This is a genomic window from Microbacterium sp. NPDC055665 (genome assembly GCF_053618035.1).
The window spans coordinates 1-12,870 of record NZ_JBSHGY010000017.1; the positions used below are offsets into that span (position 1 = coordinate 1).

A 12,870-nucleotide genomic window follows, 5' to 3' on the forward strand; every position below is an offset into this window, starting at 1 on the left:
ACCAACGGCGCGGTCGTCGACGGGGCATACACATCCTTAAAGCCAGAGGGCCAGGGTCGGTTTCATGATGTCAGGCGAGCGCTGAACGACCCCTGGGTTGCTTGAGAGTTGGTCTTACGGCGCCGTCGACACTTGTGGGGAGTGGAGGTGTCGGGTGGTGGTGGGCCAGGCGGTGCTGTTGTGGGTGGCGTTGATGGTGCCGTTGGGTTTGAGGCTTACGTGCCAGAGGCCGCCGGTTTTGAGTTGGTAGCTGAGTCGGGGTTGATGTTCGACCCAGTCTTCGAGGACGCTGACCTGAGTGAACGTTGCCCAGGTGCTCCATTTCGTTGCCGCGTCGATGATGAACCGGGACGACGCGAACCCGGTGGCACTGGTTGCGAGATACGCTTCGGGTTTCAGATGCGTGGGGGCCCGGACGATCAGGTCGGGGAGGGCGTCATTGTTGATATCCGCGATCCCCACGAGCACCAGCCCCTTCCCGGTGGATGCCGCGACAAGCTCACGTTCGGGCCCGAGCATGCCGGTGTTGTCTGTGGGGCGGAGCACGATTTGACCGTTGGTCTTTTGGATGACGACGGCGGCGTTGGTGCCGTCCCACTTATGCGTGAATGCCATCCCGACGATCTGGTCGCCGCCACCTGTGAGTACCACCGCGCCTGGGTCGAGGGTGGCGGTGTCGGGGTTGTAGTGGTGGTAGAGGACGTTCTTGCCAGTGGCGGTGAGGAACCCGTTCCCACCTGGCCGCTGGAAGTCATACACCGGGGCCGTGACCGAGTGCCCGCTCCACGATGCGGACACCGTGGTTTTCGCGCCGCCCGCACTGACCACCCCCGTGCTGGCTGCGGAGTACAGGTTCAGGGTGACCCCGTCCGCCTCCAACACCGGATACTCCGGTGATGCATCCCCGGTGAAATCCCACACCGACCGACCAGCATCACGCGGCGCCAGTGGCACGTCGCGGGCTTGTGGGGAGTGGAGGTGTCGGGTGGTGGTGGGCCAGGCGGTGCTGTTGTGGGTGGCGTTGATGGTGCCGTTGGGTTTGAGGCTTACGTGCCAGAGGCCGCCGGTTTTGAGTTGGTAGCTGAGTCGGGGTTGATGTTCGACCCAGTCTTCGAGGACGCTGACCTGAGTGAACGTTGCCCAGGTGCTCCATTTCGTTGCCGCGTCGATGATGAACCGGGACGACGCGAACCCGGTGGCACTGGTTGCGAGATACGCTTCGGGTTTCAGATGCGTGGGGGCCCGGACGATCAGGTCGGGGAGGGCGTCATTGTTGATATCCGCGATCCCCACGAGCACCAGCCCCTTCCCGGTGGATGCCGCGACAAGCTCACGTTCGGGCCCGAGCATGCCGGTGTTGTCTGTGGGGCGGAGCACGATTTGACCGTTGGTCTTTTGGATGACGACGGCGGCGTTGGTGCCGTCCCACTTATGCGTGAATGCCATCCCGACGATCTGGTCGCCGCCACCTGTGAGTACCACCGCGCCTGGGTCGAGGGTGGCGGTGTCGGGGTTGTAGTGGTGGTAGAGGACGTTCTTGCCAGTGGCGGTGAGGAACCCGTTCCCACCTGGCCGCTGGAAGTCATACACCGGGGCCGTGACCGAGTGCCCGCTCCACGATGCGGACACCGTGGTTTTCGCGCCGCCCGCACTGACCACCCCCGTGCTGGCTGCGGAGTACAGGTTCAGGGTGACCCCGTCCGCCTCCAACACCGGATACTCCGGTGATGCATCCCCGGTGAAATCCCACACCGACCGACCAGCATCACGCGGCGCCAGTTCTTCTGTCAGCCAGAGCCGAGGGATGACGGCACCGGGAGTTCCCGACCGCATATCCGTGACGGGCTTGCCTGCTGTTTGGAGGATGCTGGTCAGCTCGTCGACGGTCGGCCCGGGGCCGTACTGTTGGCGGAGGACGGCGAACGCGCCGGCCACTTGCGGGGCGGCAAACGATGTACCCCGGAACCCCTGGTTCCAGCTCATAATCGAGGTTGTGGCGGTGGCGTAATTGTTCGCCAACCACACCCCGTCCTGGGGAGAGGGCGCAGACCCCACGGGGGCCAGGAGCTTAATCCGCTCAGACGCCACGGTGGCAAAGTCCCCTGTGGTGAAGGAATCCATATCCGCGACCCCGCTGGACCCGACCGCGACCACGCTCGGTTTACACGCCCAACTCCCGATCGCGTTCGGGGTGCCTGTGTTGCCCGCCGCGACCACCACCGGGATCCCGGCGGCTTTCAACTTCTCTGTCTCACCATCCAGATACGGAAAGTTGATACAGGGGTTGCCGTCAGTGATGAGAGTCCCATCATTCGCTGCAGAGATATTCACCGCGGCGATCCGTCCCTGATACTTCGGATCGACCGCAAGACTGGTCCGCACGTAGTGCAACGCCGCACCAACGGACTCGGGTTCCCAGCCGCCCTTTCGGCCCACCTTGATCAGAATCAGCTGCGCATCCACCGCTGCCCCCGACACTACGGGCAGCCCGCCACCGGGGGAGACCTTGTTCCCGGCTGCAGCCGACGCGACCGCCGTGCCATGAAAGACATGACACAGCGCCCCATCCGCTTCCACGCATTCCGGATTCGGCCTCGACGCCCCCGCCCCCGCCTCAAACCAGTGCAGACGCCCGTCGACGAGGTAGTTATCCGCGCTCCGGCTGCAGCCGGAGCGCAGGGGGTCGTAGCCAATGATGTTTCGACCGAAGCAGGCTTCGTGGGCGACTTTGCCCGCCAACGCGGGGTGATCCGGGTTGAACGCACCATCGATCACAACCACGAACTGTCCAGCCCCGGTATAGGCCTGTCCATCGGAACGCGGATACCCGGCTTCAGCGGTACCACCCAGATTCACCGGAACCACCGGGCTTCCTGCCGACGAATCCGACTCAGCTGCGGCGGAGGGGACAGCTGGAGCGGTCATGATCGCAGACGCGGGAGCACCGCCGACAGTGCCGACCGTGACGGCCGCGATCGTCGCTGCCACGACCAGCTGGCGCAGACGCAGGCGGCGGCCGGCGCGAGACGCCGGCCGCCGGATACCCGTGCGCACCTAGGAGCTGGGCTGCCGTGCGCGACGGCGACCGGTCACCGTCAGAGCAATCCCGGCCGCAGCCAACAACGCCCCACCCACCATCACCGGAACAACCAGCTCACCACCCGTGAGAGCCAACTTCCCATCAACTACCTCACTGTCGGCCACGGCGCCAGTCGCCGGCGTCGAGCCGCCGCCAGAGGAGACTACAGCGCCGCCCGCTTGGCTACCCTGCCCCGAACCCCCGCCAGCGTTGCCGGGGTTTGCAGTCCCCGATCCCGCAGCAGCACCACTCGCGCTAGCACCAGCACTGCTGGCCCCGCCCGCACTGCTCGTTCCCTCGGCGCTGCCCGTCGCCGTGCTTGTTCCACCCTGCGCGGCACCTGTAGCGGAGGCTCCCGCAGTCGCGTTCGCTGCAACCGTCGCGGCCGCCTGAGCGCTCCCGGACGCCGCCGCGTGCGCCATCGCCATCGCTTCGTGTTCGGGATGGCCCTCCCCAAGAAGGTCAAAGAAGACGCCGTTCCCGCCCGGCCACTTCGCGTCCGTGCACCTCAGCGTGGCCGCGGCTTCGAGGCTCTTGGTGCCTGGGTAGAGGCCGTCGAAGGGGATCGTGTATGACGACGTCGCCCTGTCCGGGATGATCGCGTCATACGGCACTGCGGCAATAATCACATCGATCTGGGTGTAGTTCGCAGCTGTCGGATCGTAGCTGAAGCGGAACACCCCGCCCGTCTCGGTCAGATCCGTCACCTCCACTGAGGTTGGCGGCGGGCAGTACTCGGGTAACGGGTCCGGATCCACCTCATCGGCCGCGACCGCGATGGGCTCACCGGTCGCTGCAGCCTCCGTTGCCCCCTCGGTGGGCGACGGGTTGGGTGCGGGGGAGGCTGTGTCCGTGATGCTCGCAGGCATGTCGCCCGCGTCGGCCGCGATCGCGGGCAATGCCGCACCGGCTAGCCCGATACTGCATCCCAGCACCGTCGTCAGTACCCCGATCGAACCCAAACGCAGACGTGTCTTCATCGATAAACATCTCTCTCGCTAGCCGCACCCAATGATGCCCGTCCCTTGCAGACCCCCGACTCCGGGATCGGCAACGCCGACATCCCATCGGTCGTCTACCCCCGTCCAACGGGGTATCGTCGCGACCGAGTACTCTGAGCGTCACGACATCCGCGTTGAAACGCGCTGCCGCAGCGCTCAACGTCGGCCAGGATGAGGGGGTGTCGGGGTGCGGCTGATCGGGATCGATACCGCAGAGATCAGCCGCGGGGGAGAGGCCAGCGACTGCTGCGCCGACGAAGTTTGCGCGTTCGTCTGCGGGCAGGAGGTCGAACTCGTCAGGGTGGCGAAGAGACCAGCAGCGCACGCGACGATTACGGTGGCTACGAGTGCGACCGATCCAATGGCGGACCTAAGCATTGTGAGGCCGCCGTGTCCGTCGTGCTGCCGACTCGCAGAACCTGCACCGTCCGCGGATGAGATGGCCCCGGCAATTACCCGGATAGCTGTGGCTGGTCAACCTGAGTTGGCATAATCTCCATTATCGGGGATACAGAATAGTAGGCCGTTTATCTGTGTCCGTGATAAAGTGAATGCATGGCACCGCGTTGGCTGGACTCGACTGTGAAGCATGGGATTCCTCGGTCGGATCAGGCGTGGGCGATGACGCATCCGAACTATCGTGCGGAGTTGGGGGTGAATCGATTGACGACGGCACTGTGTGGTTGTTCATCGGCCACCCGCACGCGCAGACGGATCGTGACATCGAGGTTTTGGTGAACGTGTACGACGATCGGCGCGAAGCTCTCGTGTTCCACGCGATGGACCTTGGACCGAAGTTTCGGAAGTACCGAGAGGAGAACCCCAATGACTGAGAAGAAGGATGCAGAGTTCGAGGCTCTGGCTGCGCGTCTGACTGACCCCGAGACGGTGCTCCCGAAGCCGAGGAGCGTCTTGAGTGGAGATGCTGCGGCCGCTGCGGGGCGTGAGTTCATGCTTGCCGAGTACGGGTCCCAGGAAGCTCTTGACGCGGAGCTCCGTCAGGCCGGGCGTCCGAAGCTCGGGCACACGCCAAAGGGAGCGTCGCCCACGGTGCGTGGGCGCATCGCCGAGGCCGATCGAGCCGCGTTCGATCAGCTGATCACGTTGACCGGGAAGAAGGAGAGCGAGCTCGTGCGCGAAGCAGTCCACCTTCTGCTCGAGCGCCATCACCTCATCGCAAGCTGATGGGCGCTCAAGGGGCCGTCGACCTGCTGGGTGCCTCCGCAGTGCGAGTCGAGCTACTGCGTATCGTCGCTGCGCATGATGAGCTCACGGCGCTGGAGATCATGGACGTCCTGGGCCTCACCCGCAACGGAGTCGGAAAGCACCTGAACGCACTGACCGATGCGGGTTTTCTCATAGAACGGCGGGCCACGCATCCGCGCGGGTCCGGCGATGTGATCTATTGGCGCGCCGATCGTCAACGAATCGCCACAGAGCTGTGGCAGCTCACGGGCACCCTGTTGGGTTACGGCGGCCAGTCGAACAGCGTGGGCTGATCGGGACCGGCGCCGGCGATGACCGCGGCGATCGCTTCCCGGTTCCATCCCATCGTCTGCACGACATCGCGGAGGGTTCGCGAGCGGGCCGCGAGCTGCTGTCGGGATAGGCCGCGCATCCCGACCCGGTAGTGACCGGCACGGCCCTTCTGTTCGCGGTCGCGCATGTTCATGGCGTGGTCGCCCTCGAACAAGTGCGACTGTGCGTCCGTGGTCACGTGGACGCAGATCGGCACGTCGCAGGCGTGCAGGAGCACGGTGTCGGGATCGAGTTCCCGGCCGGTGATGTGCTCGAACAGAATCCGTTGCGGGCGCACCATTCGTTCGCGGCCGTCGCGGCGAATCGAGAACCGGCCGTAGCCATCGTCCGCGATCGCGCCGACCCAGAACCAGCAGTCGTTCTCCTCGGGGCCTTTGATGACTTTCGCGATGAAGCGTGCGTACTCACGGGCATTCACGTCAGGGTTTCCGGCACCACTCGGACGGGCAGATGTTGAGCCCGTACAGCTGGAAGAACGCCACGGGCTCAACATACGACGGCACCTCGGGGAAGCGCTGCAGCTGGTCGACGGCCGGGTTGGTGTTGTCGGTCACGTTCACGCGAATGTCGAGGGTCGCGTGTGCCTTCCGTCGGGCGCGGCGAGGGATGCGTGGAAGAGTGGTGCCATGTCTTCCTCCTTTTCTCTCGTTGTCTCTCAGGGTCGAGTTGCCGACCGGACGGGTGGGGCGCTCGTCGGCGCGCGGCGAGTCGGTGAAGCTCTCTCGGCTCTTCTCGGCGTCGATGCAGTGACTGTCGGATCGCCGTCGGCGGCAACGACTGACGATTGGTCCGTGGCTCTACCCGAGGCTTCGCAGACGCTTCATGGTTTGCGCGATGCTGTGGGGGCCGCCATCGATGCGGGTCATGTGCCGCTCTTGGTGACGAACACGTGCGCAGCCAGTCTCGGAACGCTGCCCACGGTCGCCGAACGTCACCCAGATGCTGTCGTGTTGTGGATTGATGCGCACGGCGACTTCAATACCCCCTCGACCACAGGATCCGGGTACCTCGGCGGCATGGTACTCGCCGCTGCGTGCGGACTGTGGGACAGCGGGCATGGCGCCGGTATCGACCCCAGGCAGGTCATCGTCGTTGGCGGTCGCGATATCGATGACGCTGAGAGCGACCTGCTCGCGGACGCTGGCGTGCGCGTGCTCGCTCCGGCAGAGAGCGGCCCGGAGCGAGTGCTTGAACTCGTGGCAGGGCGCCCAGTGTGGATCCACGTCGATTGGGACGTGCTCGAGCCCGGCTACATCCCGGCTGCCTACAGAGTCGGCGAGGGGATGCTCCCGCACCAGGTCGCCGCGATCTTCTCAGCACTTCCCGCGGGCTCTGTGCGCGGCGTCGAGCTGGCAGAGTTCGAGGCAGGTGACGCCGAGATTCCCGAAAACCTCAGTATGGAGCTCATCATCGAGACCTTTCAGCACCTGCTCCACAGCATCTAGCCACCCGCCACCGAACAGTGCCCGTGCCGTCCCTGACCGCCACTGCCTCTCATGGCGGGTGGCCCCGGGGACGGCGTACCTGCAAAAACTGCTAGTACACCCGACACAAGCTGACATGATATCTATTATCGATTAATCCTGGGTAACCGATTCTTCAGCCCGGCTCGTTGCCCGGTTCTTCGCGTGGCGCTCGCTGAGCTTCAGTTCATCGTTGATCTCGAGCTTCCTGGCGCTTCGGCGGAGGAAGTTTCGGTACGACGTGTCAGTGATGAGGTACGAGTAGGCGCTGGCGCTCCAGGCGCTCGAGGCGGCAGTGAAGAATTTCAGCGTTTCCGTGGGAATCGGCTGATCGGGCGCCGGGATTCCGGATCCCTGACTACTACGTCAAGTACGTCCAATCATCTCGCACGCCATTCAGCAGTTAGCCTCGCAGCAGTGGGTGCCGAGGCCGGCGATCGGCACCCACTGCTGCGTCACAGGCGCTCGAAGGCTCAGTTCTCGAGGGGCGCTACCCTTGGCACGGGCGGGGGGAAATCAAGGCTAGCGATGACTCGTCCAATTTCACGCCACTTCGCCGCTGACGCGGCAGGCAACGGCTGCTCTGGTGTTTCTTCCCATTCGTTTACCTCGTCACCCAGGCAGGCTACCGAGATGGCCGTGAGGAGATTCCGCAGCGCCTCGGTCTTGAGATTCGCGCCGATGAACTCACCGTTCGGTGCAGGAGCAAGTTCAGTCAGGAACACGTCGGCAAACTCGTATGCGGCCTCTGCTCGAAGGTAGGGGCTCGTCAGAGTCTCATACCAGGCGCGGACGAACACGTCTCCGGCGTCCTGGTCCTGCAGGTGGCGATCGTCGTCGACGAACAAGCGGGTGTAGATCGTGTGCGGGGTGAGTTCCGAGACGGCCGCGATGGCTTCATCGACTCTCCCGGCATAGACGAGGTCAACGAAAGAGGGCGTCGTCATTTGATCCATCCGTTGCTGATATGGCCGCTACTGCTGGTGCGTACGACGATGGTGTGACTTCCATACTTCCATGTGAAGTCAACGTGGTTCGCGCTTGCCTTGCGGGTTCCGTTGGACATCGCCTGGGACATGAGATCGGCGATCTTGTCCTTTGACGTGGTCACTCTCGACCAGTTGTGCTTGGACTGCATGATGTGCTTCCAGGAATTCGCGTTGAGCGCGAGGATCTGCTTCTTCGCTGCCGCCTGCAAGGCCGCCTTCGTGCCCTGCTTTAGCGCCGCTTTGATGCCCGAGATAACAAGTGCGACGACGATCGCGGGCAATGCCTGCTGCGTAACCAGTGCGGTGTCGATGACCGTCAGCTCGCCCGTCTCGTCGGAACGGATCGATACGACGAACGCATCGGTACTGGCGCCAGTGAGAGTCTCGACCGTGAACGAAGACGCGATCTCCGTTCCATCGTCGTCGATCACGTCGATCACGATCGACTCCGGAACGTCGTTCACCACTTCGACGTCGGTGGTACCCACGACACCGGTCGTCGCATCGAAGCGACCTTCGACGGTTCGGGCGGTACGTCGTGCGGGGGCCCGTGGCGTCGGATGTGTAAGCCGGGAGGTGAGGGTTCTGTTCCGTCTCCTTGGTTGGGGTGTTTTGGTGCTGCGCGACGATAGCTACGCTCTGTCGCTGCGTGTCAGGTTCCGGAAGGTTTTCGCGACGCGGTCGCTACGCTCCCTTATTTCGTCGCGAAAACCTTCCTACACCTGACACTCCACTCCGCTGCTCCGCTCTCTTTGCTTTCGCACCAACCACCTCAACCAAGGAGACTCCGACATGACCATCGACTACTCACCCGAAAAGCTCATTCGCAGCATCACTACCGGCGGTGGCGACCTCTCCCCGCGGGCGGCGCTGATCGTGCAGGCGTATGTGTCGATCCTCGCTCATGAGGGCGGCGCTGCGCGGCGGGCGGTCGACGACGCGCAGGTGACGCTGTTGGATGAAGACAGCGACGAGGGCGGACTGTACGAGGTTCCGTTGAAGTCGATTCTGTTCGAGCTGCTGGTCGACGTGGGAGCCACGCTCCAGCATGACGATGAGATGCTTCAGCTCGAGGACTGAATGCAACGTGGGTCCCAGCGATTCGCTGGGACCCACACGCATCGACACTCTTCCCTCGTTCTGTGGTCGTGTGTCCCGGCTGAACTGTCTCGCCGCTGAGTGAGGCGCACGATCCGCGTGGATATCAGGGGAGGGTGCACCTGCATTGATTGCAGTGCACTCGTCAACCAAAGTTGACATAAGATCTATTATCGGCTTAAGTTATTTGCTTACTTTTTCGGCTTGAATTGGATATGATGGAGTCATGGCACCAACCTGGGCGAACTCGGCGGACAAGCATGGCGTCGATCGTCGGGATGCCATGTACGCGCTGCTGCATCCGAACTATGTTCGCGACATGGAGGACAACGGTGACGGCACGGTCAACCGGCTCTACATCGGTCCGGAGCACGCGCAGACCGAGCGGGAGCTCGAGGTGATCGTGCGGGTGGCGGTGGATGGTTCCGGCCGCGAGGCGAACATCTTTCATGTCATGCCGTTGGGGCCGGCTATCCGGCGATACCGGGAGGAGAACCCGAAATGAGCGAGAAGAACATCGACTACGACGCGCTGAGCGATCGCTACGCGGACCCGAATGCCACGTTCACGGCCGTGGGTCCTGCGCTGACCGGAGAGGCGGCCGCCGCGGCCGGCCGTGAGTTCGCGATCACCGAGTACGGGTCTGTCGAGGCGATGGAGAGCGAGATCCGCCGGGGGCGTCCCCGTATCGGCGCGGAGCCGGAGCGCCCGGCGACGGCGCGCACGGTGCGAGCGACGCTGTCTGATCGAGACTGGGAAGCTTTCGAGCAGCTGCGCGCACAGAAGGGCGCCCGTCAGGCGGAACTGGTCCGTGAGGCCGTGCATCAGTACCTCGTCGGACAGCGCCTGGCCGGCTGATGCCTGTCCATAGTGAGGGGCCTCTGGCGAAGTCCGTCATCGGGCACCGAGCTGATGCGCAAGATGTAATCGATCTGCTGGGTGCCTCGGCAAATCGGCTTGAGGTCTTGCGGTTCGTGCTTCGGCAGGATCAAGCGACGGCGCTCGAAGTGATGGCCGCGCTGGGGCTCACGCGCAACGGCGTGGGGAAGCATCTGGAAGCGCTCACCGCTGCAGGGTTCCTGAGCGCACGGCGTGCGACGCACCCGCGTGGATCAGGTGACGTCATCTACTGGTCTGGACGTCGTGACCGGATTGCCCGCGTGCTGTGGTCCCTCGCGGGAGAGTTCATCTTCGAGGACGAGGCATGAGTGACTTGAACGAGTCGGGCGGGAGGGGGCCCATTTCAATGGGCGTCATGCTGTTGGGAGCGTCACCAGCGCGCGTCGAACTTCTTCGTCTGGTCCTTGACCATCACGAACTTACGGCGCTGGAGATCATGGATGTTCTCGGAATGACTCGAAACGGCGTCGGCAAACACTTGGACGAGCTCACTGCTGCGGGGTTTCTGATCGCACGACGCGCCACCCATCCCCGTGGTGTGGGTGGCGTGATCTACTGGCGGGCGAACCGGGAAAGAATCGCGGCCGAGCTGTGGGCTTTCACGGGTGCCTTGCTCGGCTATGAGGGCCAGTCGAACAGGGTGGGTTGATCGGCGCCGGCGCCGGCGATGACCGCGGCGATCGCTTCCCGGTTCCATCCCATCGTCTGCACGACATCGCGGAGGGTTCGCGAGCGGGCCGCGAGCTGCTGTCGGGATAGGCCGCGCATCCCGACCCGGTAGTGACCGGCACGGCCCTTCTGTTCGCGGTCGCGCATGTTCATGGCGTGGTCGCCCTCGAACAAGTGCGACTGTGCGTCCGTGGTCACGTGGACGCAGATCGGCACGTCGCAGGCGTGCAGGAGCACGGTGTCGGGATCGAGTTCCCGGCCGGTGATGTGCTCGAACAGAATCCGTTGCGGGCGCACCATTCGTTCGCGGCCGTCGCGGCGAATCGAGAACCGGCCGTAACCATCGTCCGCGATCGCGCCGACCCAGAACCAGCAGTCGTTCTCCTCGGGGCCTTTGATGACTTTCGCGATGAAGCGTGCGTACTCACGGGCATTCACGTCAGGGTTTCCGGCACCACTCGGACGGGCAGATGTTGAGCCCGTACAGCTGGAAGAACGCCACGGGCTCAACATACGACGGCACCTCGGGGAAGCGCTGCAGCTGGTCGACGGCCGGGTTGGTGTTGTCGGTCACGTTCACGCGAATGTCGAGGTGGCAGCCCGTCGACGGCGGGACCGATCCGACTGCGGAGATCTGCTGCCCCTTCTGAACCGTGTCCCCGACGTCGACGAGGCGGTCTGTCTTGTACGAGTGGAGGTACTCGACCACGACACCATCGGCCGATTTGATCGACAGGTACAGGCGGTCAGAACGCACGACGGTTCCGGGGAGCACCGAGTAGATCGGGTCGTCACAGGTGCCGACAAGATCGATCGCCGGGTGCCAGGTCGAAGCACCGGCCGTGGGTGCTCCTCGAGGACCGAACCCGGAAGACATGTTGTACGGCTGGTCGAGCGGGTAACCTGCCTCGCCTGCCGTGCACGACGACGTGCCGGCGCCGGCGGCGCCATGCTCGCGCGCGAGCTGATCCGTCAGCGCGACGGCCGCATCCCACCACTTCGTGTAGTGGTCCGGGTTCGAGTTGATCTGGACCTTGTGCGCTGCGCGCGACGGGTCCAGCGACTCCCACCCGTCGATCTTCACGAGCCGTTCGAAGAACAGCGTCGCCGCCTTCTCCGGGTTCATCCGGTCCGTCGTGCTCCCCCACGAGTTCTGCTGCTGGAACAGTCCGATCGACGTCGTCCGTGACCCGTCAGGATTCGTCACCCCGCTGGTCTCCCAGTCGCCGTAACCAATGTTCCGAAGCGACGACTCCCCCATCGCGGTCATGACCCCGATCTGCTGCGCCCGCACCGACAGACCCATCGCGGCCGCAGCGTTCATGATGTGGCCGGCGTTTCCCAGTTGCTCCGCGTCATAGCCGCCGCTGGATGCGTCGGCAGGGATCGCCGCCACGTTGACCGTGCCCGCTCCTCCCCCGCACCCCGCCCCGGTCGACGCCACGCCGATCACCACCGCGAGCACGAACACAAACAGCCCTGTGAAGACCCCGCCGACCACCCTCATCGCGCTTAGCCGTTCATCATCGGAACGTCAGACGCCGGCGCCTCGAGCATGCCCGCTGCGGCAGGCTCGGCCTCGGCGGCCTCGGCGGCCTCGGCGGCCTCGGCGCGGCGGACATCCGCGGCCGAGCATCCGAGCCGCTCCTGAATCTCCGAGCGGGTGACGCGCAGCTCGAGCAGAGCGACGATCGCCGAGTCTGCTTCTGCCAGCACCGAGCTCGCGGCCAGCTCCGCCCGGGCCTGCACCGCCTCCAGCTCGCGGTCACGCTGCGCGTACACCTTCTCCACCGATTCCATCGACTGGAAGTAGCGCAGCTGCACCTGCTCGCGCTCCTTCTCCCGCTCATAGAACTTCAGACTCGCCTCGCGCGCCCGCTGCCGCGCACTGACCGCCTTCGTCACGTTCACCATGACCACCACGCTCCTATCGTTCCTCTAGGCGCGATGATATCCGATCACAACTCATTTCAGAGATTGACTCAAGTTCCTCAGGCCCCGATCGGAGGAGCCTCCGTCTCGCCTTGCCCCACCCTCACGAGACACTCGTGGGGGAAGGATCCCCCACACCCCCTCGGAGCAAGCCCACCCCCTGACCACCTGTGGACGACCCGAGCTATCGCCCCGGCTCA

General features: G+C 64.4%; 17 protein-coding genes. 8 read left to right on the forward strand and 9 right to left on the reverse strand.

Annotation, left to right across the window (positions count from 1 at the left end):
* Nucleotides 1-114 precede the first annotated feature (114 nt).
* Nucleotides 115-2,925: a S8 family peptidase gene (locus tag ACWGO6_RS18750; RefSeq protein WP_452327621.1), complete on the reverse strand. Its 2,811-nt coding sequence runs from the start codon at nt 2,923-2,925 to the stop codon at nt 115-117.
* Between the two features lie 129 nt (nt 2,926-3,054).
* The gene (locus ACWGO6_RS18755; protein ID WP_452327622.1) at nt 3,055-4,059 is read right to left on the reverse strand and encodes a hypothetical protein; all 1,005 of its coding nucleotides are present in this window, start codon (nt 4,057-4,059) and stop codon (nt 3,055-3,057) included.
* Nucleotides 4,060-4,905: 846 nt separating this feature from the next.
* Here ACWGO6_RS18755 and ACWGO6_RS18760 point away from each other — a divergent pair.
* Together ACWGO6_RS18760 and ACWGO6_RS18765 are read left to right on the forward strand one after the other, a co-directional pair.
* On the forward strand, nt 4,906-5,265 hold the full coding sequence (locus ACWGO6_RS18760; protein ID WP_452327623.1) for a hypothetical protein: 360 nt from the start codon (nt 4,906-4,908) through the stop codon (nt 5,263-5,265).
* Nucleotides 5,265-5,579 carry a helix-turn-helix domain-containing protein gene (locus tag ACWGO6_RS18765; protein ID WP_452327624.1) on the forward strand — a complete coding sequence of 105 codons (315 nt, stop codon included), beginning with the start codon at nt 5,265-5,267 and terminating at the stop codon, nt 5,577-5,579. Before ACWGO6_RS18760 ends, ACWGO6_RS18765 begins: the two co-directional genes overlap by 1 nt.
* Here ACWGO6_RS18765 and ACWGO6_RS18770 read toward each other — a convergent pair.
* Nucleotides 5,549-6,037 carry a hypothetical protein gene (locus ACWGO6_RS18770; RefSeq protein ID WP_452327625.1) on the reverse strand — a complete coding sequence of 163 codons (489 nt, stop codon included), beginning with the start codon at nt 6,035-6,037 and terminating at the stop codon, nt 5,549-5,551. The genes ACWGO6_RS18765 and ACWGO6_RS18770 overlap by 31 nt on opposite strands.
* A gap of 1 nt (nt 6,038) precedes the next feature.
* Nucleotides 6,039-6,173: a hypothetical protein gene (locus ACWGO6_RS18775; RefSeq protein WP_452327626.1), complete on the reverse strand. Its 135-nt coding sequence runs from the start codon at nt 6,171-6,173 to the stop codon at nt 6,039-6,041.
* A 72-nt stretch (nt 6,174-6,245) separates the two neighbouring features.
* Here ACWGO6_RS18775 and ACWGO6_RS18780 point away from each other — a divergent pair, with 72 nt between their 5' ends.
* Nucleotides 6,246-7,064, forward strand: coding sequence for an arginase family protein (locus ACWGO6_RS18780; protein ID WP_452327627.1), 819 nt, complete (start codon nt 6,246-6,248; stop codon nt 7,062-7,064).
* A gap of 491 nt (nt 7,065-7,555) precedes the next feature.
* On the opposite strand, the gene ACWGO6_RS18785 is transcribed toward ACWGO6_RS18780, so the two are convergent.
* Both ACWGO6_RS18785 and ACWGO6_RS18790 read right to left on the reverse strand, forming a co-directional pair.
* Nucleotides 7,556-8,029, reverse strand: coding sequence for a hypothetical protein (locus ACWGO6_RS18785; RefSeq protein WP_452327628.1), 474 nt, complete (start codon nt 8,027-8,029; stop codon nt 7,556-7,558).
* Nucleotides 8,026-8,559, reverse strand: a complete 534-nt coding sequence (locus ACWGO6_RS18790; protein ID WP_452327629.1) for a hypothetical protein — start codon at nt 8,557-8,559, stop codon at nt 8,026-8,028. Before ACWGO6_RS18790 ends, ACWGO6_RS18785 begins: the two co-directional genes overlap by 4 nt.
* A gap of 304 nt (nt 8,560-8,863) precedes the next feature.
* Between ACWGO6_RS18790 and ACWGO6_RS18795 the strand changes: the two genes are divergently transcribed.
* The 5 genes from ACWGO6_RS18795 (at nt 8,864) to ACWGO6_RS18815 (ending at nt 10,718) form a co-directional block, all read left to right on the forward strand.
* On the forward strand, nt 8,864-9,151 hold the full coding sequence (locus ACWGO6_RS18795; protein WP_452327630.1) for a hypothetical protein: 288 nt from the start codon (nt 8,864-8,866) through the stop codon (nt 9,149-9,151).
* 244 nt (nt 9,152-9,395) lie between these two features.
* On the forward strand, nt 9,396-9,674 hold the full coding sequence (locus tag ACWGO6_RS18800; protein ID WP_452327631.1) for a hypothetical protein: 279 nt from the start codon (nt 9,396-9,398) through the stop codon (nt 9,672-9,674).
* Complete coding sequence (locus ACWGO6_RS18805) at nt 9,671-10,027, forward strand: hypothetical protein (RefSeq protein WP_452327632.1); 357 nt, start codon at nt 9,671-9,673, stop codon at nt 10,025-10,027. Before ACWGO6_RS18800 ends, ACWGO6_RS18805 begins: the two co-directional genes overlap by 4 nt.
* On the forward strand, nt 10,027-10,377 hold the full coding sequence (locus ACWGO6_RS18810) for a helix-turn-helix domain-containing protein (protein ID WP_452327633.1): 351 nt from the start codon (nt 10,027-10,029) through the stop codon (nt 10,375-10,377). Before ACWGO6_RS18805 ends, ACWGO6_RS18810 begins: the two co-directional genes overlap by 1 nt.
* The gene (locus ACWGO6_RS18815; RefSeq protein WP_452327634.1) at nt 10,374-10,718 is read left to right on the forward strand and encodes an ArsR/SmtB family transcription factor; all 345 of its coding nucleotides are present in this window, start codon (nt 10,374-10,376) and stop codon (nt 10,716-10,718) included. Before ACWGO6_RS18810 ends, ACWGO6_RS18815 begins: the two co-directional genes overlap by 4 nt.
* Here the strand turns inward: ACWGO6_RS18815 and ACWGO6_RS18820 are convergent.
* The 3 genes from ACWGO6_RS18820 to ACWGO6_RS18830 are packed head-to-tail and all read right to left on the reverse strand — an operon-like array spanning nt 10,688 to nt 12,652.
* Nucleotides 10,688-11,176: a hypothetical protein gene (locus tag ACWGO6_RS18820; RefSeq protein ID WP_452327635.1), complete on the reverse strand. Its 489-nt coding sequence runs from the start codon at nt 11,174-11,176 to the stop codon at nt 10,688-10,690. The genes ACWGO6_RS18815 and ACWGO6_RS18820 overlap by 31 nt on opposite strands.
* A gap of 1 nt (nt 11,177) precedes the next feature.
* Nucleotides 11,178-12,245 carry a M23 family metallopeptidase gene (locus ACWGO6_RS18825; RefSeq protein ID WP_452327636.1) on the reverse strand — a complete coding sequence of 356 codons (1,068 nt, stop codon included), beginning with the start codon at nt 12,243-12,245 and terminating at the stop codon, nt 11,178-11,180.
* A gap of 5 nt (nt 12,246-12,250) precedes the next feature.
* Complete coding sequence (locus ACWGO6_RS18830) at nt 12,251-12,652, reverse strand: hypothetical protein (protein WP_452327637.1); 402 nt, start codon at nt 12,650-12,652, stop codon at nt 12,251-12,253.
* Nucleotides 12,653-12,870 lie beyond the last annotated feature (218 nt).